Below are 19,391 nucleotides of genomic sequence, written 5' to 3'. Positions count from 1 at the left end.
GACAATCTGTCTCACAACAGGCTGACAGAGAGGGGATCCACACAGCGGCTGTCCGTTTGTGCAGCGTTTTCCCGGCGTCAGGCGTGCGCGGTGGCGACCGGGCCGTCCCATTCCTCGGGCAGCGCCGCGGCCGCCCCGCCCGGCAGCACCTCGGCCACGATCTCGTTGAGCACCCGGCCGGCGTACTTCTCGCCCACCCAGAGGTGCTTGGCGCCGTCAACGCCCACGACGTCGGCCTGCGGCACGAGGGCGAAGCGTTCCGCGGCGGCCGCGGGCTGGAGGTAGTCGTCGTGTTCGGGGACCAGGACCTTCAGCGGCTTGCCGGCGGCGGCCCATTCCTTGAGGTGGACGTCCGTGGCCCGGTGCAGCGGCGGCGAGAGCAGGATGGCGCCCTCGATCTCCGCGGCCACCGGCTCTGTGGCGCCGTACATCAGGGCCAGCTCGGTGCCGAAGGACCAGCCGACCAGCCAGCGGTTGGGCAGTCCGCGCTCGACGGCGAAGCGGACCGCCGCCTCGACGTCGAGCCGCTCGCCGATGCCTTCCTCGAAGCTGCCCTGGCTGGTCCCCCGCGGCGAGGAGGTTCCGCGGGTGTTGAACCGGAGCACTGCAATCCCGGCGAGCGCGGGCAGCCGGTAGGAGGCCTTGCGGTAGACGTGGGAGTCCATAAAGCCGCCGTGGGTCGGCAGCGGGTGCAGGGTGATCAGGGTGGCCTTGATCTCGCCTGACTCCGGAACCGCCAGCTCGCCGACCAGCCGGTGGCCGTCCCCGGTGCGCAGTTCCACGTTCTCCCGGCGGGCCGGGAGCACGGTTGAGGCACGGATGGCGGTGGGCGCGGAGGGCTGGCTGAACACGTAGGACGCCGGGTCGAAAGTCATGCCCCCAGCTTAGCGAAACCGCCCGGCGGCCATGGCCCACTGAGCGGGTCAGCGGAGCGGATCAGCGGTAACGGTAGCTGCGCGAGGTCCAGCAGTTGGAGTGCCAGTGCCGCCGCTCGGCGAGGCCCGCGGCCGCACCGAAGATGTGGTCCTCGGACCAGACCACGAGGTGCGCGGTCCCCGGCGTCACGGCCGTGAAGCAGCCCGGGCAGATGTAGGTCTTCCCGGCCCGGCTGGCGGAGATCGAGCGGACCATCCATTCCCCGTCGGGGGCGCTCTCCCGCCGCGCGATCCCGGTGCGGGCGCGTTCCAGGTCCAGTTCCGGCGCGGGACCGGCGGCGTGCTTGCCGGCCGCCGCCCGTCCGGCGGGGGTCTTCCCCGAGGCGGCTCGGCGGGGTCGGTTGGAACGGGGCATGGTTCCATTCTGCCCCAGCCCGGGTGCCCGTTGTCCCCGCAGGCGGTAGTGTTGACCGGGTGCGTTTAGTCATAGCCCGTTGCTCCGTTGATTATGTCGGCCGGCTCAAAGCCCATCTCCCGCTCGCCACCCGGCTGCTACTGGTCAAGGCCGACGGCTCGGTCCTGGTCCACTCTGACGGCGGATCCTACAAGCCGCTCAACTGGATGAGCCCGCCGGCGCGCCTGAGCGTCTCCACCCCGGACGAGGTCGACGTCGAAGTCGGGGTTATCGAGCAGTGGACCGTGCAGTCCGCGAAGACGGACGACCGGCTGATCATCAACATCCACGAGCAGCTTCACGACACCTCCCACGAGCTGGGCCAGGACCCCGGACTGATCAAGGACGGGGTCGAGGCGGACCTGCAGCGGCTGCTGGCCGAGCAGATCGAGACCCTCGGGGCCGGCTTCTCGCTGATCCGCCGCGAGTACTTCACCGCGATCGGCCCGGTGGACATCCTGGCCCGCGACGCCAGCGGCGGCACCGTCGCCATCGAACTCAAGCGGCGCGGGGACATCGACGGCGTCGAGCAGCTCACCCGCTACCTGGAGCTCCTTAACCGCGATCCCCTGCTGGCGCCCGTGCGCGGGATCTTTGCCGCCCAGCAGATCAAGCCGCAGGCCAAGGTGCTGGCGAACGACCGCGGCATCGACTGCGTCACGCTGGACTACGACGCCATGCGCGGCGTCGACGACAGCGAGTCCAGGCTATTTTAGGGCCTGGTTTTTCCAAGGCCTGGCACCGGACGCCCCCTAGACTCTGACCATGAACCCCGCACCGGCCGGCCGGCAGCTCCTGTTTGGCACGGTCGTCAGCGACGGGGCCCTGCAGGAGGACGCGGTCGTGGCCGTCGACGGCGGCCGGATCGCCTACGCCGGCGCGGCGGCCGGGTTCCCCGGGGCCGCCGACTTCGCCGACGCCCCCGCGGTGCCCCTTCCGTCCGGCGCTCTGATCGTGCCAGGCCTGGTGGACCTGCACTGCCACGGCGCGTTGGGCGGCGACTTTCCCAGTGGCGGCGAGGCCGCGGCGAGGCGGGCGATCGATTTCCTGCACCGCTCCGGCACCACGACGCTGCTGGCGAGCCTGGTCACCGCCGCGCCGGAGTCACTGCTGCGCGCGATTGCCGTGCACGCCCGGTTGGCCGGGGAGGGGCTGCTGGCCGGTATCCACCTGGAGGGCCCGTTCCTCTCGGCGGCCCGGTGCGGCGCCCAGGACCCCGCCTTCCTGCGTGACCCCCATCCGGATCTCCTGGCCGAGCTGCTCGGCGCCGCCCGCGGCACGCTTGCCGTTATGACCTTCGCCCCGGAACTTGCTGGCGCGGACGGCCTGGTCCGGCTGCTCGCCGGGCAGGGAGTAGTCCCCTCGCTCGGGCACACCGACTGCGACGACGCCACGGCCGCCGCCGCGCTGCAACTGGCTGCCGAGGCCCTGCAGGGGTCCCCCGGCCGGCGGCCCACCGTCACCCACCTCTTCAACGCCATGCCGCCCCTGCACCACCGGGCACCCGGACCCGTCGCGGCGTGCCTGCGCAGCGCGGCGGCCGGCCGGGCGGTCCTGGAACTGGTCGCCGACGGCACGCACCTGGCTCCGGCCGTCGTGGCCACGGTGTTCCAGCTGGCCGGGGCGGCCAACATTGCGCTCGTGACCGACTCCATGGCGGCGGCCGGGCTGCCCGACGGCGGCTACACCCTGGGCGGCTCCGCGGTCACGGTCGCGGACGGCGTCGCCCGCCTCGATGCCGGCGGGGCCCTCGCCGGCGGCACCGCCACACTGCTCGAGGTCGTGCGGCGCACCGTGGCCGCCGGCGTGCCGCTGCCCGACGCCGTCCGCTCCGCCACCGCGGTCCCGGCCGCCGTCCTCGGCCTGTCCGGCGAGCTCGGCTCGCTCCGGCCGGGGCTGCGCGCCGACGCCGTCGTCGTCAATTCCCGCCTGGACCTTTACCGCGTAATGCGCGGCGGGGAATGGCTGGCGCCGCATTCCTAATGTCCGGTTCCTGCCGGTTCGCCGCACCATTGCACCCCACCAATGCACCACCATTCCACCCCGGCGGCGGCGTTCATGCAGTCTTTAGATAAAATTTCGCTCAATAATGCGCCGGGCCCGTTGACCTGACGGGAGGGGCATGAAATTCTTATAGGAGTCTTTGTGTAGGTGTTTTTCATGCTCGCAAGACATGTTGCGAGCGCGAAGCTCCTGCCGCCCAGGCCCGGGTAATCCGGGCGGAAGCCAAGGTTCTTCTCGCAGAGTGACCAAGTCCGGTGCAAAGTGCGCCGGATTTCTTCAAGATCCACCATGAGGAGAATTAAATGGCACAGGGAACCGTCAAGTGGTTCAACGCTGAAAAGGGCTTCGGCTTCATCACCCCGGATGACTCCGACGGCGATGTCTTCGTTCACTACTCCGAGATCCAGACCGGCGGCTTCAAGACCCTCGACGAGAACCAGCGCGTTCAGTTCGAGATCGGCCAGGGCGCCAAGGGCCCCCAGGCTACCGGCGTCACGCTGGTCTAGTCTCCCCCGGCGGGCCCGCCCCAGGGCGGCCCGCTAAAGAATGATCCCCGGCGAAATCGCCGGGGGTCATTCTTTTATTGTCCGCTGCGGAATTCTTGAGCCCGTCCGGGTGGCGCCGCGCGCGGACCCGAATTGCACCGGCCGGAATGCATATTCCGGCCTGGTAAAGCGCTGCGGAAATTTCTTTAGCGCACCAGCGTCCGGAGCAGGCGCGCGCTCTGCCGCACCGAAAGGTCCGGCAGATAGGCGCGGCTCAACGCCCGCCCCATCGCCGGCAGCTGCAGCGGATCCTGGTAGTACAGATAGAGGGTGCGGTATTCCGGTTTGAACCGCGATTTGAACGTGGCCAGCGAGCGGAATCCGTACACCGGTTCCAGCGCCCGGCCCACCACGTCAAGGATTCCGGCCAGACCCTCCCCCGCCTTCGGTCCGTCCCCGCTCTCGCCCCGGGCCTCGTCCCTGGCCTCGTCGCGGGCCAGCGGCGAACCCGAGAGCGAGATGAACTCCACCGAATCGCGCAGTTCCAACACGGCGGAAGCGATCAGGAACTCCATCACCCCGGGAAAGGCATCCCCGCGCCGGCGCATGAAGTCCAGGGTCCAGCTGACCAGGGTGCCGGCGTCGTACACCGGCAGCCAGCTGGTGACGCCGTGCACACGGCCCTCGGCGTCCACGGCGAGGCAGCACAGTACCTCGTCGTCTTCGAGTTCGTCCAGGCCGCCCAGGGTGAACCCCATTTCCGGGACGGACTTCTGCGCGGCCCACTCTTCCGAGACCTCACTCAACTGGGCGCGCAGCGAAGGCGAAAACTCGCTGTAGCGGCCCCAGACAGCCTCGACGCCGGTCTTGGTGGCGCGGTTCAGCGCGGTCCGCACGTTCTGCCACTCCTTGCCCTTGAAGGTGAGCTCCCGCAGGCCCAGCCGGGTCTCCTGCGCGACGGCGAGACGGCGGTAGCCCCGCGCCTGGAGCATAGGCCAGAGCTCGTCGGTGCAGGAATAGAAGCACGGGATGAGGGCGTGCTCGGCGCAGTACGCCAGGAACTGCGCCGCCGTGTCCTCGCGGTTCTCCGCCGGACCGAGCGGGCCGCCCAGGGTCAGCGCCACGTTGCCGTGCTGCTGGTAGGCCACCGCCCCGCGCCGGCCTTCGCTGAACCAGTACTTGTTCGGTTCCCACAGCGCCATCCAGGACAGCGATTCGCCGCCCTGGACGATCAGCCGGCGCGCCACCTCCCGGTCCCCGGTTCCGGCATCAGTGCCGTGGTGCCGGCGCAGCAGCACGAGCCAAACCCCGGCCAGCGCCACCACCCAGAACACAATCCCCGAGAAGGCGAACAGGAACGCCTCGACGGCGTCGCGGTCCTGGAAGACACGGTTGTAGGTGCCGGGGATGGGCAACGGCAGGTACTGCCGGGCGAGCTCGGCGGCGAGGCCCAGCCAGCCGCCGCGCTCCAGGCCGCCGGCGGCAAGCCAGGCCACGGTGTAGCCGCCTGCGAGCACCACGAAGGTCCCGCCGACCGCGACGGCGAGGATCCGTCGGGCGCGCCGTGTGGTTTCCACCCGGAACAGGCGCCGGTAGGCAAAAAGCAGCAGCACCAGGGCCAGCGGCACGGCAACCAGCGGCAGCACATGGACGAATCCGGAACCCATCACCGCCGTGTGCGGCCGGTTGGGGTAGTGCGGGATCCTGGCGAACAGCGCCAGGTAGACCGTGGACAGCGCGGTGACCCCCAGCTGGACCAGGACGGCGATGCGCAGGGCCAGCCGGCGCCCGTGCCGCATGCCGTCGGCGCAGATCAGCAGCAGCACCACGGGGACCACGGCCAGCGCCAGCCCCAGCGGCCCGGCGAAGCCTGCCCGTCCGGCTTCAAGGCAGTTGACGTCGACGGTGCCGCCGCAGTTCTGCTCCAGCTGGTTCAGGGTGGGCAGCGGGTTGAGCACGACGTCGCGCAGCAGCGCGAGCGGTCCGGTGGGGGTGCGCACGGCCGCGGTCAGGATGGGCCCGACGGCGAAAATCGCCACCGTCAGGGCCAGCAGGTTGCGCGTCTCGCGGCCGGTGGAGCGGTGGCGGTGCAGCGTGCCCTTGTCCCCCTGCAGCCACCAGCCCGCCATCAGGCCAGCCAGCGCGCCCGCCAGACCCACCACGGTTTCCGGATGGCCCACGTAGAGGACCAGCAGCAGGGCCGTCGAGACCACGGCCGTCCGCAGCCGGCGCTGCCAGAGGGTTGGCAGCAGCCCGCAGGCCGCCAGGGTGACCGCCAGGATGGCCGCGTATGGCCCGATCAGCCCGGCGTCCACCATCAGCCCGAGCCAGCCGTCCCCGGCGTAGCGGGCGAGCTGGGTCAGAAGCAGGAAGAGCGTCACCGCCGCAAACTGCCCGGCGAAGAAGAACACGGCGGTGCGGAGCGCGCCCAGCTGGCGCTCCGCAATCCCCAGCAGGCCGAGGATCATCAGGGACGCGGCCAGGTAGGCCAAGGGATTGGTCGCGAAGAATGGCGAGGTGAACATGGTCCACCAGCGGCCGGCCTGGAGGCCCTGGGCGCTGACCGAGGCGAAGTCGAGCAGGGACTCCGGCGGGCCTTCCAGGAAGCTGCCCGTGGCCGCCCCGGTGGTCAGGAAGGCCGCGAGCACGGACAGGGTGAAGGGAACCTGGCGGAAGTGGTGCCAGATGCTGCGCAGGCCCGTCATGGCTTGATCCCCCAGCGGCCGGCGAGGAACTCCAGGCCCCCCGGCATGCCCTTGGACGCGGCTTCCCAGGAGTGCCCAGCGTTGGGAATCCGATGGGCCTCCACGGTGAAGCCGGCGGATCGTGCCGCCGCGGAGAGCAGATCCATGTAGCCGACGAATTCCGGGTCCCGTTCGCCGGCCGCAAAGTAAATGCCGTTGCCGTTGAAGCGGCGCTCCTTCATCACGTGCAGCGGGGTCTGCCGTTCGAAGGCGGCAACGTCGCCACCGAAGGAGCCCTGGATCGTCTTGTCCCGCTCCTTGGCGAGGGCGGGTTCCTTCTCGCTTGAGAACGCCAGGGCGGCGCTGTAGACGTCGGGGTGCCGCGTCACCATCTGCATTGCGCAGGTGGCGCCGAAGGAGAAGCCCCCGACCGCCCACTGGCGCGGGTCCGGATCGACGTCGAGCGTCTTGTTGATCCAGTCCGGCACGTCGCGGGAGAGGAACGTGTCCGCTTTTGCAATCCGGCTGTCCATGCACAGGGAGTTGCCGGCCGGGGTTCCGTTCGGGTCGACGACGACCACCACCGGTGCCACGCCGCCGTGGACCGAGGCGAAGCGGTCCAGCCTGCTCCGCAGGGCGCCGCCGGCAAGCCAGTCTGCCGGACCGCCTGGCTGGCCGGAGAACAGGACCAGGACGGGCAGGGCGGGACGGGGCGAACTCTGGTACGCCGGCGGCAGGTAAATGTAGGCCTCCCGGCTCTGGAATCCGGAGCTCGTGCCGGGGATGGCGGCGCGGCGCATGGTCCCCTCAGGCAGCGGTCCTGGAGCCTTCCACCCGGCCAGGTCGGCGGCTTCCGGGCCGCCGCCGGCGCGGGTGAGTTTCGCCTCGAGCGGCTGGATCCGGGCCACCGCAGTGCCTGCGAGGTCACTCACGGTCTGGTTCAGCCCGAAGTAAATGTTGATCTGGACCGCGGAGAGCGCGATGACTCCCAGCAGTGCGCCAACCGCCAGCGCAGTCGAGCGCAGTCGGTGCACAACCGGCCGGGTGGGTCGCGGAATGCTGGCGAGGAAGGGCCGCCGGCCCCAGATGCCGTGCAGCCGGAGCAGCCAGAGCAGCAACGCCGCGACGGCCGGAACGCTCCAGACGAGGGTCTCCCATGGAAGTTCCTCGGGGAAAACTGACAGGACATAGATCAGCAGCAAGTGAAAGCCGGCCACGAGGCCTGCCGAGAGCATCAGCGCCGCGGTGATGACAACGGCGGAGGCGCTGATGGTATGGCGTCGTCCGCTGCGCCACAGCAGATAGGCCAGGCCGGCAATCCCGGCCACCCAGGCGATCCATAGCACCGGCCCGTCGACGAGCCGGATGTCCTCGATGAAGTCCACCGGGGCTAGCGCCAGGTGCCGACGCCGATGACCGGTCCGGCCTCGAGCCAGGAGGACAGGCCGGTGTAGGCGTCGAACCGCATGGCCAGCAGGATGTCCTGGCCCTCGTAGCGCAGTTCGACGATCACGGACCCGGGCTGCACCTTGACCAGTTCGGATTCGGTGGGTTCGCGGCGGCCGACGAGTTCGAGCGAACTGCGGCGGAAGGTGTGCTTCGGGCGCACGCTGAGCGAGGCCAGCCGGAACCACTCAAGGTCGTTGTCCTGATAACGACAAACCCCCATCCGCCAGCTGTTTCCAGCCATGCAGATGGAGGCGTCCACCGTGCCCAGGGCGCGCCGCAGGTTGAAGCGGCGCACCCCGGAAAGGCACAGTGCAAAGACCAGCAACGCGAAAACGGTTGCCAGGACGATGAACGGAAAACCAGTAACGTTCATCAAGGTAGGGCTAGCGGATCCCCGCAGTAGCCGCGTCACCCATTTGGGCGTTGTCAGCGACAATGACGACCCGGTTGTTGTCGACGGAGAAGAACCCTCCGTCGACAACTACGGCAATGCGGTCACCGGAAACCGGCTCGATCGCCAGTTCACCTTCGGCCAGAATCGCCAGCAGGGGCGAGTGGCCGGGCAGGATTCCGATTTCACCATCGCTGGTGCGGGCCTTGACCATCTTGGCCGCTCCGGACCACACAAAGTGGTCCGCTGCGACAATCTCAACCTCAAGCTCAGCCATATTACTTGGTCTGTTCCTGGATCTTGGCCCACTGGCGCTCGACGTCGTCCAGGCCGCCGACGTTGAAGAACGCCTGCTCTGCGATGTGGTCGAGGTCGCCGTCGCAGATCGCGGTGAAGCCTTCCACGGTGTCCTTGATGGACACGGTGGAGCCTTCGACGCCGGTGAACTGCTTGGCCGTGTAGGTGTTCTGCGACAGGAACTGCTGGATACGGCGTGCACGCGACACGACGATCTTGTCTTCCTCGGAGAGTTCATCGACACCGAGGATGGCGATGATGTCCTGGAGTTCCTTGTTCTTCTGCAGGATCTGCTTGACGCGGACGGCCGTGTTGTAGTGGTCGTGTCCGATGTACTGCGGATCCAGGATGCGGGAGGTCGACGTCAGCGGGTCAACGGCCGGGTACAGACCACGGGAGGCGATTTCACGGGAAAGCTCCGTGGTCGCGTCGAGGTGTGCGAAGGTCGTGGCCGGGGCCGGGTCGGTGTAGTCATCTGCGGGAACGTAGATGGCCTGCATCGAGGTGATGGAGTGGCCCTTGGTGGACGTGATGCGCTCCTGGAGGAGGCCCATCTCGTCAGCCAGGTTGGGCTGGTAGCCCACGGCCGACGGCATGCGGCCGAGGAGGGTGGAAACCTCGGAGCCTGCCTGGGTGAAGCGGAAGATGTTGTCGATGAAGAGCAGCACGTCCTGGTTCTGCACATCGCGGAAGTACTCCGCCATGGTCAGGGCGGACAGGGCAACGCGCAGACGCGTTCCCGGCGGCTCATCCATCTGGCCGAAGACAAGAGCGGTGTCCTTGAGGACGCCGGCCTCTTCCATTTCGACCCAGAGGTCGTTGCCTTCACGGGTACGCTCGCCGACACCGGCGAACACCGAGGTGCCGCCGAAGTTGCGGGCAACACGGGTGATCATTTCCTGGATCAGCACGGTCTTGCCGACGCCGGCGCCGCCGAACAGGCCGATCTTGCCACCCTTGATGTACGGGGTGAGCAGGTCGATCACCTTGATGCCGGTCTCCAGCATCTCGGTGGAGCCTTCGAGGGTCGCGAACGCGGGAGCCTTGCGGTGGATCGGCCAGCGTTCGCTGATCTGCAGCTCGGACTCGGTCACGTCGAGGGGCTGGCCCAGTACGTTGAAGATGTGGCCCTTGACGCCGTCGCCGACGGGGACGGAGATCGGGGCACCGGTGTCAACCACGTTGGTGCCGCGGACCAGGCCGTCAGTCGCCTGCAGCGAGATGGCGCGGATGAGGTTGTCGCCGAGGTGCAGCGCAACTTCGAAGGTGATGGTCTTGGTCTCACCGTTGAGAGTAATCTCCGTGGTGAGTGCGTTGTAAATCGAGGGGATTGCGTCAGCCGGGAATTCGACGTCGACAACCGGGCCAATAACACGGGCAATACGGCCGGTGGCACCGGACGTTGCGGCTACGTGTTCGGTAGCAGTGGCAGTCATCTCTCTCACTTCACTCAGTAGATGGCGTGGGCGGTTAAGTTTGTTCTTTGGTGCAGGTACAGCTGGGTCCGTAGCGGGCAGGCTAGGACGCGTTCAACGCCTCGGCGCCTGCCACGATTTCGGAAAGCTCCTGCGTAATTTCAGCCTGGCGGGCAGTGTTGCGCAGACGCGTGTACTTCTTGATGAGTTCCGTGGCGTTGTCGCCGGCGGACTTCATCGCACGCTGGCGGGCGGCGAGCTCGGAAGCTGCTGCCTGCAACATGGCGGCGAAGATGCGTGACTCGATGTAGCGCGGCAGCAGGGCATCGAGTACCTGCTCCGTTTCCGGCTCGAATTCGTAGAGCGGCAGGAGCTCCGACTCGGAGGCAGCCTGCTCTTCGACGACCTCGAGCGGGAGCAGGCGGATAACCGTCGGCTCCTGGGTCACCATGGACTTGAAGCGGGTATAGACAACGTGGATCTCGTCGACACCGCCCTCTTCATAGGCCGTGGCGAAGTCAGCCAGCAGTGCTTCGCCGACCTCCCGCGCCGTCTCGAACAGCGGTGCGTCGGTGTTGCCGGTCCACACCCGCTCGTAGGGGCGGTTGCGGAACTCGAAGTAAGCCTGTGCCTTGCGGCCCATGACGTACGTCTTGACTTCCTTGCCCTCTTCGTGGAGCAGCTCGGTGAGGCCTTCCGCCTGCTTGAGCACCGTCGCCGAGTAGGACCCTGCGAGGCCGCGGTCGGAGGTGATGACCAGGACGGCGGCGCGGCGGATCTGCTCCGGCTCGGTAACCAGCGGGTGGTCGATTTCGCTCTGAGTTGCGACAGCAGAAACGGCGCGCGTAATCGCGTTTGCGTAAGGCAGTGAAGCCGCTACGCGTGCGCGGGCCTTGCCGATGCGCGAGGTAGCGATCAGTTCCATCGCCTTGAAGATCTTGCGCATCGACGTCGTCGAGCTGATCTTCTGGCGGTAGACCCGAATCTGGGCTCCCATACTTATCCTTTCCTAAGATCCCGGTGGCCGGGACTGCCGGAACCCGCGGGGGTTCCGGCAGTCCCTGCCAGCGAAACTAGCGCTTCTGCTTGACGATTTTTTCCTGGTCGACCTGGTCCTCGTCGATCGGGGCGTACTCCTCGTGCCCCGCACCGACCAGGTAGCTGTCGCCCTCGCCGAAGAAGCCCTTCTTGAAGTCCACGATCGCGGTCTTCAGCGCTTCAGCGGTGTCATCGTCCATAACGTTGGTCTGCGCCAGCGTGGTCAGGATGGAGGACTTGTGCTTGAGGTGCTCCAGGAACTCGGTCTCGAAGCGGTTGATGTCTTCAACCGGAACGTCGTCGAGGTAACCGTTGGTGCCGGCCCAGATGGAGACAACCTGGTCCTCGACCGGGAACGGCGAGTACTGGCCCTGCTTGAGCAGTTCCATCAGGCGTGCGCCGCGGGTCAGCTGCTGGCGCGATGCGGCGTCGAGGTCCGAGGCGAACATGGCGAATGCCTGCATGTCCCGGTACTGGGCCAGTTCCAGCTTCAAGGTACCGGAGACCTTCTTCATGGACTTGACCTGTGCGGCGCCACCAACACGGGAGACGGACACGCCGACGTCGACGGCGGGACGCTGGTTGGCGTTGAAGAGGTCCGACTGCAGGAAGATCTGGCCGTCGGTGATCGAGATGACGTTGGTCGGGATGTAGGCGGACACGTCGTTCGCCTTGGTCTCGATCAGCGGCAGGCCGGTCATGGAGCCAGCACCGAGTTCGTCGGAGAGCTTTGCACAACGCTCCAGCAGGCGGGAGTGCAAGTAGAAGACGTCGCCAGGGTAGGCTTCGCGTCCCGGCGGGCGGCGGAGCAGCAGCGACACGGCGCGGTAGGCTTCGGCCTGCTTGGAGAGGTCATCGAAGACGATGAGGACGTGCTTGCCACCGTACATCCAGTGCTGGCCGATGGCCGAGCCGGCGTACGGTGCCAGGTACTTGAAGCCTGCGGGGTCGGAGGCGGGGGAAGCCACGATGGTCGTGTATTCCAGCGCGCCGTTGTCCTCGAGGGTCTGGCGCACGGCGGCGATCGTCGAGGCCTTCTGGCCGATTGCCACGTAGATGCAGCGGACCTGCTTCTTCACGTCGCCCGAAGCCCAGTTGGCCTTCTGGTTGATGATCGTGTCGATGGCGATGGCGGACTTGCCGGTCTGGCGGTCGCCGATGATCAGCTGACGCTGGCCGCGGCCGATCGGGATCATGGCGTCAATAGCCTTGAGTCCGGTCTGCATCGGCTCGTGGACCGACTTACGCTGGGTCACGCCGGGCGCCTGGAGTTCCAGCGCACGGGTGGTCTCGGCCTTGATCTCGCCGAGGTCGTCGATCGGCTGGCCCAGCGGGTCAACCACGCGGCCGAGGAAGGCGTCGCCGACCGGGACGGACAGAACCTGTCCGGTGCGGTGGACTTCCTGGCCCTCTTCGATGCCGGTGAAGTCACCGAGCACGATCACGCCGATCTCGCGGACGTCGAGGTTCTGGGCCAGGCCCAGCGTGCCGTCTTCGAAACGAAGCAACTCGTTCGCCATGACCGAGGGAAGGCCCTCAACACGGGCGATGCCGTCACCTGCGGTTGTTACACGGCCAACCTCTACGCGCTCTGCGTTTCCGGGTTCGTAGGACGCCGCGAACTCGTTCAACGCATTACGGACGTCGTCGGCGTTGATGGTCAATTCGGCCATCTGCAGTCCCTGCTCTCCTGTTTTCGTGATCATCGTTGCTCACGATGACCGGGGTTTCTTGTCGGTAAGTTGTGCTTGTCCGGCTAACCAGCAAGCTGGCGGTGGAGCTGGCCCAGGCGGGCGAGGACCGAAGCGTCAACCACTTCGTCGCCAATCTGGATCCGGATGCCACCGATCAGTGCCGGGTCAACGTTCATGTTGATCTTGAGCTCGCGGCCGTACAGGGCATTGAGCCCTGCCTGCAGACGGCTGGCCTGGGCCTCCGTCAGCGGACGGGTGACGCTGACCGTGGCGATCCAGCGCTGCTGGCGCTTGGCGGCAAGCTCGGCGAAACGGCTGACGAGCTTGGTGGCCTTGAGCCCGCGCGGCTGCGAGACTGCCTGTCCAATAAGGACCTTCGCCTCCTCGCTTGCACTGGGCACGAGCTTCTCGGCGAGAGCAACCTTGGCTGCCTGGCTCGCCTGCGGCTCGGACAGGGAACGCTGAACCTCGTGGCTGGCATCGACGGCCTGGTTGAAGGCGAACAGATCGTTCTCCAGCGCTTCCAGTCCGGTGATGCCCGAGGCAGAGACTGCCGACTTGTTTTCAGCAACGGCAATTACCACCGAAGCGGCAAGAGTCTCGAGTGCATCGCCGATGTCACGCGCCGACGCCCAGCGTGAGCCGGCCAGCCTGCTCGCGATCTCCACAGCATCGGCGGAGACTTTTCCGCCGAAGAGCTGCTTGACCAGCGCCGACTTTTCGTCACCGCTGCGGGACGGGTCGGTCAGGGCACGGCGCAAGCCAGCCGAGCTGTCCACCGTTCCCAGGATTCCGAAGAGTTCCTTAGCCAACTGCAGCGAGGCGTTGGGAAGCTTGGCCTCCAACGCGACGAGTGCCGCGGTCAGCGATTCGCTCGATACACCTGCCATTACTTAGCTGCACCTGCGTTCTGGTTCTCCAGATCTGCCAGGAAGCGGTCAACCACGCGGGCTGAACGTGCATCGTCGGTGAGTGCTTCGCCAACGATGCGGCCGGCCAGCGTGGTGGCCAGCGTGCCGACCTCTGCGCGGAGCGACACGACGGCCGCCTGGCGCTCGGATTCGATCTGCGCGTGTGCCTGGGCGGTGATGCGGGCAGACTCGGCAGCTGCCTTCTCCTTCAGATCCGCCAGGATCTGGGCGCCTTCGGCACGGGCTTCCTCGCGGATGCGGTTGGCCTCGGTGCGGGCGTCCGTGAGCTGCTGCTTGTACTCTTCGAGTGCTGCAGAAGCTTCTGCCTGCGCCTTTTCGGCTTTGGCAATGCCGCCTTCAATCGCCTCGGCACGCTCTGCGAAGTTCTTCTCGAACATCGGGACTACGTACTTCGTCACGATGAACAGGAGGACAGCAAAGCCTGCAAAGACGACAAACATTTCCCAAGGGTTGGGAACGAGGGGGTTGGTTGCCCCCTCGGTGGCGGCTGAGATGATCAGCTGCTTCATATTTCACCCGTCCTTATCTACTCGGTTCTGGATGTTCGCTGGGTTCTGAAGGTTTACTTGAGAACGAATGCGAAGACCAGGCCGAGGATGGCGAGGGCTTCAGTCAGCGCAAGGCCGAGGAATGCGATCGGCTGCAGCACGCGCTGAGCTTCCGGCTGACGTGCGACGCCGTTGATGTAAGCAGCGAACACGAGACCCACACCGATACCACCGCCGATGGCGGAGAGGCCGTAGCCGATGAGGTTGAGGGAGCCGTTGATGGAGCCTTCCATTTTTCTTCCTTTCAAGATGCCACCCGTGTGGCAGGTTGTTTGGGTTGCTTCATCCCCCTGGGGGGAAGTTTGTGGGAGCCTTAGTGGCTGTCGGCGTGCAGTGCGCCTTCGATGTAGATCGCGGTCAGCAGCGTGAAGACGTACGCCTGCAGCGCCATGATCAGCGCCTCCAGCATGTACATCGCCAGCGAACCGGCCAGGACCAGGACCGAGGCGCCCTTGAGCAGGACATTCTCCTGCATGACCAGGAACTCGATGCCGGAACCGGCGATCATCACGATCAGGTGACCGGCCAGCATGGTGGCGAACAGACGGAGGCTGTGCGTCACGGGCCGGACCAGGAAGTTGGAGATGATCTCGATCGGGATGACGATCGGGAGGATGTAGACCGGCACGCCGCTCGGCACGGTGGCCAGCTTGAAGTACTTCAGGCCGTTCTTCTTGATGCCGATCGCGATCCAGGTGACGTACACGATCGCGGCGAGGACGTAGGCGCCGCCGACGTGCGAGAAGCTCGGGAGCTGGATCACGGGGATCGCGCCGTAAATGTTGTTCACCAGGATGAAGAAGAACAGGCTGAACAGCAGCGGAACGTACTTGATGAAGTCTTTGCCGCCGATGATGTCCTTGGCGATGCCGTTGCGGACGAAGCCGTAGGCGGCCTCGCCTGCGAACTGCAGCTTGCCGGGAACGAGCTGCTGCTTACGCGCAGCCAGCACAAAGAATGTGGCGATAATGACGACCGAGAGGATCACCAGCAGCATCTGCTTGGAGAATCCTTCGGCCGCACCCCAAGGCAGGATAGCCGGCAGGTGCATTTGTTCAATTCCAGGAGGAGTGAACTCTCCTGAATCTTGGGCCGGGAGCGCAAGCGCGATCAACGCGTTTCCTCTCTGCAGTGTCCATCATTGGGCGTTGGGCGGGGAGCGGCGACATTCCTGTCAGCCATTCCCCCTCTGAAATTTTTTGGCATTACTGTTCCGCGTCCTTGGACGGGCCACCTGCAGCGCCGTCTCCACCGGCCGGATTTCGGTGGCTGGTGAGGCCGTGCATATGAGAAAGATAGAACCCTCCCGCAGCTCCAAGCAGGGCGCCTGCGAGCACAATCCAGCGGGTTCCCCACAGATTATCCAGACCCCACCCTATCAAACTCCAGACGATGATTCCGCCAACAATGTAGCTGAAGACGGCGATCCCGGCGTTGTATCCGCCGTCGTTGCCGTCCTGCGACACGCCGGGGGCGCCGCCCGTGCTGCGGGGCGTTTTGGGGGTGTTCTTCTCGCGCTCGTTGCGGCTAGGCATGGGTGCCGCCTTCCGTGGAGTCGGGGTCGTTGTAGATCTGCAGCCGGGCCTTGCGGAAGCCGATGACTTCGGCTGCCTGCCAGGCGACAACGCTGACGACGGCGCCGATCAGGAACCAGCGTTCGTGCAGCCAGCCGGGGGCGCCAATGACAAACAGCACCACCGCGAAGCCCACGACCTTCACGAAGTAGGTGGCGACGAACAATCCGATCGCACCGGAGGGGTTGTTGCGGCCGACGAAGTGGCCGATCGCCAGGCTGATCGCGAAGAAGGCCATCACCAGCGCGCCGCCGAAGAGGCTCGACAGGGCGCCGAAGCCGCCGTTGAAGACGAAGGCGAGGGCTGCGGTGACCAGGAGGGCTCCCCCGGCGGCCGCCGCGCTGATGGCCAGCAGCCGCAGCCACAGCGACGGGGTGGGGCCGGAAGCGCCAACGGGTCCGCTGCCGGACGTACGTCCGGACTCGGCGTTGGAGCTCATGGGATCCCAATCGTCGGTGGTGGTAAGGGCGGGGGCGGCGACAAGCCGCCCCTGAATTCTACACGAGATAGAACACGGCTAGGCCACCGGGAGGCGGGTGACCTTGGAACGGCGCCGGAACCGGCGGATCAGGTCCGGGGACGCCAGATACAGGACCAGGATCAGCAGGCTGCCGGCCACACAGAGGGCGACGGCGGGCAGCGGCGCGGTGGCGGCGATGAATCCGAGCACGATCACGGCCGCGGTGCACACGGTGACCAGGGCGGCCGATTGCAGGTGCGTGAATCCGACGTCGTTGAGCCGCTGGTAGACGTGCTCGCGGTGGGACGCGTACCAGCGTTCCCCCGCCTTGATCCGGCGCAGCAGGGTGTAGCCTGTGTCCGCGGCGTAGACCAGGATCGGCGTGAGCAGGTACTCGACGTAGACGCCGGAGAGGAATCCGGCCACGGCAAGGGCGGCGATCGAGGCGCCCAGCAGGTAGCTGCCGACGTCGCCGAGGAAGACCGCTCCGCGGCTAAGGTTCCACGGCAGGAAGCCGAGGAAGGACATGGAGAGCACCGCGCCGCCGGCGGTCAGCCAGGGCTGGTCGGCGAGCAGGCCGGCCACCGCGTAGGCGCTGCCGGCGGTGACCCCGTGCAGGCCGGAGATCCCGTTGATGCCGTCCATGAAGTTGGCAATGTTGACGTAGGCCGCTATCGCGACGGCGGCCAGCGGAAGCCACCAGAAGGACTGGCCGGTCAGCGCGATCAGCGCCGCGGAGCCGGCGGCCCCGATGCCGAGCTGCGCGGCGGCGCGGCCCCGGATGGACAGTCCCCGCAGGTCCTCGATCCAGCCCACGGCCGAACATGCGGCGATGATCGCCAGCACCACGGCGAACACCGAGCGGTCCACCGTGACGACGCCGAGCATGACTGCGGCCAGGTAACCCGTGGCGGTGGCCAGGGCTGTGGCAACACCCATCCCGCGGATCGTTGCCTTGTGGTGGGAGGACCGGGCGGAGGGCACGTCCACCACGCCCATCCGGACCAGCCACGGCTTCACCGCAAAGGGCAGCAGCAGGCTGGCCAGCAGCGTGATCCCGGCCGCCACGGCCAGCGGCATCACGAGGCCACCCGGATCTCGCCCGCTTCGTCGGCCTCGTCGTCGGGGATGTCAGCGATGCTGGCACCCTGCTCCGCTTCGCAGCGGGCCAGCCANCACGAGGCCACCCGGATCTCGCCCGCTTCGTCGGCCTCGTCGTCGGGGATGTCAGCGATGCTGGCACCCTGCTCCGCTTCGCAGCGGGCCAGCCAGACATTGAGGTCAAGCTTGTCCGGGTCCTGCTGCGATGCCTTGGTGTGGGAAATCTTCGGGTGCAGGGGCCGCTGGTCCAGCTCGCCGGTGCCGACCAGCTCCTCATGCAGCTTCTCCCCCGGCCGCAGTCCGGTGTAGATGATCTCGACCTTCTTGCCGGACATGGCGATCATGCGCTGGGCGACGTCCAGGATCCGCACCGGCTCGCCCATGTCCAGGATCATCACGTCGCCGCCCGCGCCGATTGCGCCGGCCTGGATCACCAGCTGGCAGGCCTCCGGGATTGTCATAAAGAAACGGGTGACGTCGGGATCGGTGACCGTGACGGGGCCGCCCACCCGGATCTGTTCGGTGAAGAGGGGCAGCATCGAGCCGCGGCTGCCCATCACGTTGCCGAAGCGGACCGAGACGAACTTGCCGCCGGTCTGGCCGGCCATCCAGGCCGTCAGCTTTTCCGCGACCCGCTTGGAGTGGCCCAGGGCGGTGGTGGGATTGGCGGCCTTGTCGGTGGAGATGTTCACGAAGTGCGAGACGCCGGCCCGCTGGGCGGCGCGCAGGACGTTCAGGGTGCCGCAGACGTTGGTCTTCCAGGCCTCGACCGGGTACTGCTGGAGCAGCGGCGCATGCTTGAGCGCGGCCGCGTGGAACACCACTTCGGGTCGCCGGTCCTCGAAGATGTCCTGGAGCGCCTCGCCGTCGCGGATGTTGGCCAGCACGGTATCGCGGCCGGCCAGCAGGCCCCGGCCGGTGATGGAGATCTGGGTGTGCTGCAAGCCGGTCTCGTCGTGGTCGAGCATGATCAGTTCCGCCGGGGAGAACTGCACGATCTGGCGGCAGAGCTCCGAGCCAATCGAGCCGCCGGCGCCGGTCACGAGCACGCGTTTGTCCTTGATGTAGCCGGCGATTTCGTCGACCTTGATGTCGACGGGCCGGCGGCCGATCAGGTCCTCGACCGCCACGTCGCGGAAGTCGGAGAAGCCGTCCGGTGCCCCGCCGCCGAGCATGTCCCGCAGCGGGGGCAGCACCAGCACGCGGATGTTCAGGCCCGCGACGGCGTCGGAGATGCGGCGTACCACCGGCGCCTCGACGTTGGCGAAGGCCAGCACCAGCACCCTCGCGCGGGTCCGGCGGATGATCGCCGGGAGGTCATCGCCCCGGCCGAGGACCTGGACTCCGGAGAGGCGCAGGTGCTTCTTCGCCGGATCGTCGTCGATCAGGCCCACCGGGAAGTACGGGGAATCCGAGTCCTGCAGCATCCGGGTCAGCAGCGAGTTGCCGAGGAATCCCGCGCCGTAGATCAGGGTGTTCTGCGCCTCGTCGCCGGGCCGCGTTTTGCCCTCGACGTAGAGCCGTTTCGCGTAGCGGGCCGCGCCCATAAAGAGGCAGGCGAAGGGGAAGGCGATCAGGCCCACGCTGCGGCCGATGTTGATGGCCTCGTACAGCACTAGCAGGCTCACGGTGATCGAGGCGGCCACAATCACGGTGACGAAGACGAGGGCCCTGGCCTCCTGGAAGCTGCCGAAGGGATAGCGTCCCCGGTACAGGGCAAGGGCATAGCCGGCCAGTATCTGGGCGACGACGGCGATGGCGGCAATGACGAAGGCGCCGGCGAATTGCTCCGCGCGGATGCCCATCTCGTAGCGCAGCAGCAGGGCGAGGACGATCGCCACGATCCACGACATGGAGTCGAGGAACAGCTGGATCCAGATCCAGAGGGCGGGCTTCTCGTCCCGTTGTGCGGCTGTTTCGCGCGCTTCAGATTTCGTAGTCAACAGAGATTGCAACCGACTTCCACTACCACGGCGGCCAGGCGCCTGTT

Annotated in this window: 21 protein-coding genes; 3 read left to right on the top strand and 18 right to left on the bottom strand. The window is 66.9% G+C overall.

The window, feature by feature from the left end; translation table 11 throughout:
• Positions 1–77: 77 nt before the first annotated feature.
• Together ABLI39_RS04385 and ABLI39_RS04380 are read right to left on the bottom strand one after the other, a co-directional pair.
• On the bottom strand, positions 78–875 hold the full coding sequence (locus tag ABLI39_RS04385) for an alpha/beta hydrolase (protein ID WP_349412196.1): 798 nt from the start codon (positions 873–875) through the stop codon (positions 78–80).
• A 61-nt stretch (positions 876–936) separates the two neighbouring features.
• Positions 937–1,290, bottom strand: a complete 354-nt coding sequence (locus tag ABLI39_RS04380) for an Rv1322 family protein (protein ID WP_349412195.1) — start codon at positions 1,288–1,290, stop codon at positions 937–939.
• A 59-nt stretch (positions 1,291–1,349) separates the two neighbouring features.
• Here ABLI39_RS04380 and nucS point away from each other — a divergent pair, with 59 nt between their 5' ends.
• Positions 1,350–2,045 carry an endonuclease NucS gene (nucS, locus tag ABLI39_RS04375; protein ID WP_349412194.1) on the top strand — a complete coding sequence of 232 codons (696 nt, stop codon included), beginning with the start codon at positions 1,350–1,352 and terminating at the stop codon, positions 2,043–2,045.
• Between the two features lie 49 nt (positions 2,046–2,094).
• Positions 2,095–3,312, top strand: coding sequence for an N-acetylglucosamine-6-phosphate deacetylase (locus tag ABLI39_RS04370; protein WP_349412193.1), 1,218 nt, complete (start codon positions 2,095–2,097; stop codon positions 3,310–3,312).
• Here ABLI39_RS04370 and ABLI39_RS04365 read toward each other — a convergent pair.
• Positions 3,309–3,623, bottom strand: a complete 315-nt coding sequence (locus ABLI39_RS04365; protein WP_349412192.1) for a hypothetical protein — start codon at positions 3,621–3,623, stop codon at positions 3,309–3,311. The genes ABLI39_RS04370 and ABLI39_RS04365 overlap by 4 nt on opposite strands.
• Before the next feature lie 12 nt (positions 3,624–3,635).
• Here ABLI39_RS04365 and ABLI39_RS04360 point away from each other — a divergent pair, with 12 nt between their 5' ends.
• Positions 3,636–3,839 (top strand): cold-shock protein, encoded by a 204-nt coding sequence (locus ABLI39_RS04360; RefSeq protein WP_011692441.1) that lies wholly within the window; start codon positions 3,636–3,638, stop codon positions 3,837–3,839.
• Positions 3,840–4,024: 185 nt separating this feature from the next.
• On the opposite strand, the gene ABLI39_RS04355 is transcribed toward ABLI39_RS04360, so the two are convergent.
• The 15 genes from ABLI39_RS04355 to ABLI39_RS04285 form a co-directional block, all read right to left on the bottom strand.
• Positions 4,025–6,523 carry a phosphatidylglycerol lysyltransferase domain-containing protein gene (locus ABLI39_RS04355; protein WP_349412191.1) on the bottom strand — a complete coding sequence of 833 codons (2,499 nt, stop codon included), beginning with the start codon at positions 6,521–6,523 and terminating at the stop codon, positions 4,025–4,027.
• Complete coding sequence (locus ABLI39_RS04350; RefSeq protein WP_349412189.1) at positions 6,520–7,887, bottom strand: alpha/beta hydrolase; 1,368 nt, start codon at positions 7,885–7,887, stop codon at positions 6,520–6,522. The genes ABLI39_RS04355 and ABLI39_RS04350 overlap by 4 nt, the downstream gene beginning before the upstream one ends.
• 5 nt (positions 7,888–7,892) lie before the next feature.
• Entirely contained in the window at positions 7,893–8,324 is a 432-nt protein-coding gene (locus ABLI39_RS04345; RefSeq protein ID WP_349412188.1) for a DUF2550 domain-containing protein, read from the bottom strand.
• A gap of 10 nt (positions 8,325–8,334) precedes the next feature.
• The gene (locus ABLI39_RS04340; RefSeq protein ID WP_104172348.1) at positions 8,335–8,619 is read right to left on the bottom strand and encodes a F0F1 ATP synthase subunit epsilon; all 285 of its coding nucleotides are present in this window, start codon (positions 8,617–8,619) and stop codon (positions 8,335–8,337) included.
• Between the two features lies 1 nt (position 8,620).
• On the bottom strand, positions 8,621–10,075 hold the full coding sequence (gene atpD / locus ABLI39_RS04335) for a F0F1 ATP synthase subunit beta (protein ID WP_138768903.1): 1,455 nt from the start codon (positions 10,073–10,075) through the stop codon (positions 8,621–8,623).
• 82 nt (positions 10,076–10,157) lie between these two features.
• Complete coding sequence (locus ABLI39_RS04330) at positions 10,158–11,051, bottom strand: F0F1 ATP synthase subunit gamma (RefSeq protein WP_349412187.1); 894 nt, start codon at positions 11,049–11,051, stop codon at positions 10,158–10,160.
• A gap of 76 nt (positions 11,052–11,127) precedes the next feature.
• The gene (gene atpA / locus ABLI39_RS04325) at positions 11,128–12,765 is read right to left on the bottom strand and encodes a F0F1 ATP synthase subunit alpha (protein ID WP_349412214.1); all 1,638 of its coding nucleotides are present in this window, start codon (positions 12,763–12,765) and stop codon (positions 11,128–11,130) included.
• 83 nt (positions 12,766–12,848) lie between these two features.
• Positions 12,849–13,676 carry a F0F1 ATP synthase subunit delta gene (locus tag ABLI39_RS04320; protein ID WP_349412186.1) on the bottom strand — a complete coding sequence of 276 codons (828 nt, stop codon included), beginning with the start codon at positions 13,674–13,676 and terminating at the stop codon, positions 12,849–12,851.
• Positions 13,676–14,227 carry a F0F1 ATP synthase subunit B gene (locus tag ABLI39_RS04315; protein ID WP_349412185.1) on the bottom strand — a complete coding sequence of 184 codons (552 nt, stop codon included), beginning with the start codon at positions 14,225–14,227 and terminating at the stop codon, positions 13,676–13,678. The genes ABLI39_RS04320 and ABLI39_RS04315 overlap by 1 nt, the downstream gene beginning before the upstream one ends.
• 53 nt (positions 14,228–14,280) lie before the next feature.
• Positions 14,281–14,499, bottom strand: coding sequence for an ATP synthase F0 subunit C (gene atpE / locus ABLI39_RS04310; protein WP_003804776.1), 219 nt, complete (start codon positions 14,497–14,499; stop codon positions 14,281–14,283).
• Between the two features lie 80 nt (positions 14,500–14,579).
• Positions 14,580–15,380 (bottom strand): F0F1 ATP synthase subunit A, encoded by an 801-nt coding sequence (gene atpB, locus ABLI39_RS04305; RefSeq protein ID WP_146337178.1) that lies wholly within the window; start codon positions 15,378–15,380, stop codon positions 14,580–14,582.
• A gap of 91 nt (positions 15,381–15,471) precedes the next feature.
• On the bottom strand, positions 15,472–15,801 hold the full coding sequence (locus ABLI39_RS04300; RefSeq protein WP_349412184.1) for a hypothetical protein: 330 nt from the start codon (positions 15,799–15,801) through the stop codon (positions 15,472–15,474).
• Positions 15,794–16,279 carry a Cg1360 family ATP-synthase-associated protein gene (locus tag ABLI39_RS04295; protein WP_349412183.1) on the bottom strand — a complete coding sequence of 162 codons (486 nt, stop codon included), beginning with the start codon at positions 16,277–16,279 and terminating at the stop codon, positions 15,794–15,796. Before ABLI39_RS04295 ends, ABLI39_RS04300 begins: the two co-directional genes overlap by 8 nt.
• A 78-nt stretch (positions 16,280–16,357) precedes the next feature.
• The gene (locus tag ABLI39_RS04290) at positions 16,358–17,380 is read right to left on the bottom strand and encodes an MraY family glycosyltransferase (protein ID WP_349412213.1); all 1,023 of its coding nucleotides are present in this window, start codon (positions 17,378–17,380) and stop codon (positions 16,358–16,360) included.
• Positions 17,380–19,344, bottom strand: a complete 1,965-nt coding sequence (locus ABLI39_RS04285) for a polysaccharide biosynthesis protein (RefSeq protein ID WP_349412182.1) — start codon at positions 19,342–19,344, stop codon at positions 17,380–17,382. The genes ABLI39_RS04290 and ABLI39_RS04285 overlap by 1 nt, the downstream gene beginning before the upstream one ends.
• Between the last annotated feature and the right edge of the window lie 47 nt (positions 19,345–19,391).

The sequence above is a fragment of the Pseudarthrobacter sp. B907 genome, assembly GCF_040137805.1.
Lineage (GTDB): Bacteria > Actinomycetota > Actinomycetes > Actinomycetales > Micrococcaceae > Arthrobacter.
This window is presented reverse-complemented; position numbering and strand designations above follow the sequence as displayed.

Excerpts from the sequence above, each read along its gene's own strand:
- ABLI39_RS04385 (WP_349412196.1), bottom strand. The coding sequence starts at position 875 with ATGACTTTCGACCCGGCGTCCTACGTGTTCAGCCAGCCCTCCGCGCCC.
- ABLI39_RS04380 (WP_349412195.1), bottom strand. The coding sequence starts at position 1,290 with ATGCCCCGTTCCAACCGACCCCGCCGAGCCGCCTCGGGGAAGACCCCC.
- ABLI39_RS04370 (WP_349412193.1), top strand. The coding sequence starts at position 2,095 with ATGAACCCCGCACCGGCCGGCCGGCAGCTCCTGTTTGGCACGGTCGTC.
- ABLI39_RS04365 (WP_349412192.1), bottom strand. The coding sequence starts at position 3,623 with ATGGTGGATCTTGAAGAAATCCGGCGCACTTTGCACCGGACTTGGTCA.
- ABLI39_RS04360 (WP_011692441.1), top strand. The coding sequence starts at position 3,636 with ATGGCACAGGGAACCGTCAAGTGGTTCAACGCTGAAAAGGGCTTCGGC.
- ABLI39_RS04355 (WP_349412191.1), bottom strand. The coding sequence starts at position 6,523 with ATGACGGGCCTGCGCAGCATCTGGCACCACTTCCGCCAGGTTCCCTTC.
- ABLI39_RS04345 (WP_349412188.1), bottom strand. The coding sequence starts at position 8,324 with ATGAACGTTACTGGTTTTCCGTTCATCGTCCTGGCAACCGTTTTCGCG.
- ABLI39_RS04340 (WP_104172348.1), bottom strand. The coding sequence starts at position 8,619 with ATGGCTGAGCTTGAGGTTGAGATTGTCGCAGCGGACCACTTTGTGTGG.
- atpD (WP_138768903.1), bottom strand. The coding sequence starts at position 10,075 with ATGACTGCCACTGCTACCGAACACGTAGCCGCAACGTCCGGTGCCACC.
- ABLI39_RS04330 (WP_349412187.1), bottom strand. The coding sequence starts at position 11,051 with ATGGGAGCCCAGATTCGGGTCTACCGCCAGAAGATCAGCTCGACGACG.
- atpA (WP_349412214.1), bottom strand. The coding sequence starts at position 12,765 with ATGGCCGAATTGACCATCAACGCCGACGACGTCCGTAATGCGTTGAAC.
- ABLI39_RS04320 (WP_349412186.1), bottom strand. The coding sequence starts at position 13,676 with ATGGCAGGTGTATCGAGCGAATCGCTGACCGCGGCACTCGTCGCGTTG.
- ABLI39_RS04315 (WP_349412185.1), bottom strand. The coding sequence starts at position 14,227 with ATGAAGCAGCTGATCATCTCAGCCGCCACCGAGGGGGCAACCAACCCC.
- atpE (WP_003804776.1), bottom strand. The coding sequence starts at position 14,499 with ATGGAAGGCTCCATCAACGGCTCCCTCAACCTCATCGGCTACGGCCTC.
- ABLI39_RS04300 (WP_349412184.1), bottom strand. The coding sequence starts at position 15,801 with ATGCCTAGCCGCAACGAGCGCGAGAAGAACACCCCCAAAACGCCCCGC.
- ABLI39_RS04295 (WP_349412183.1), bottom strand. The coding sequence starts at position 16,279 with ATGAGCTCCAACGCCGAGTCCGGACGTACGTCCGGCAGCGGACCCGTT.
- ABLI39_RS04290 (WP_349412213.1), bottom strand. The coding sequence starts at position 17,380 with ATGCCGCTGGCCGTGGCGGCCGGGATCACGCTGCTGGCCAGCCTGCTG.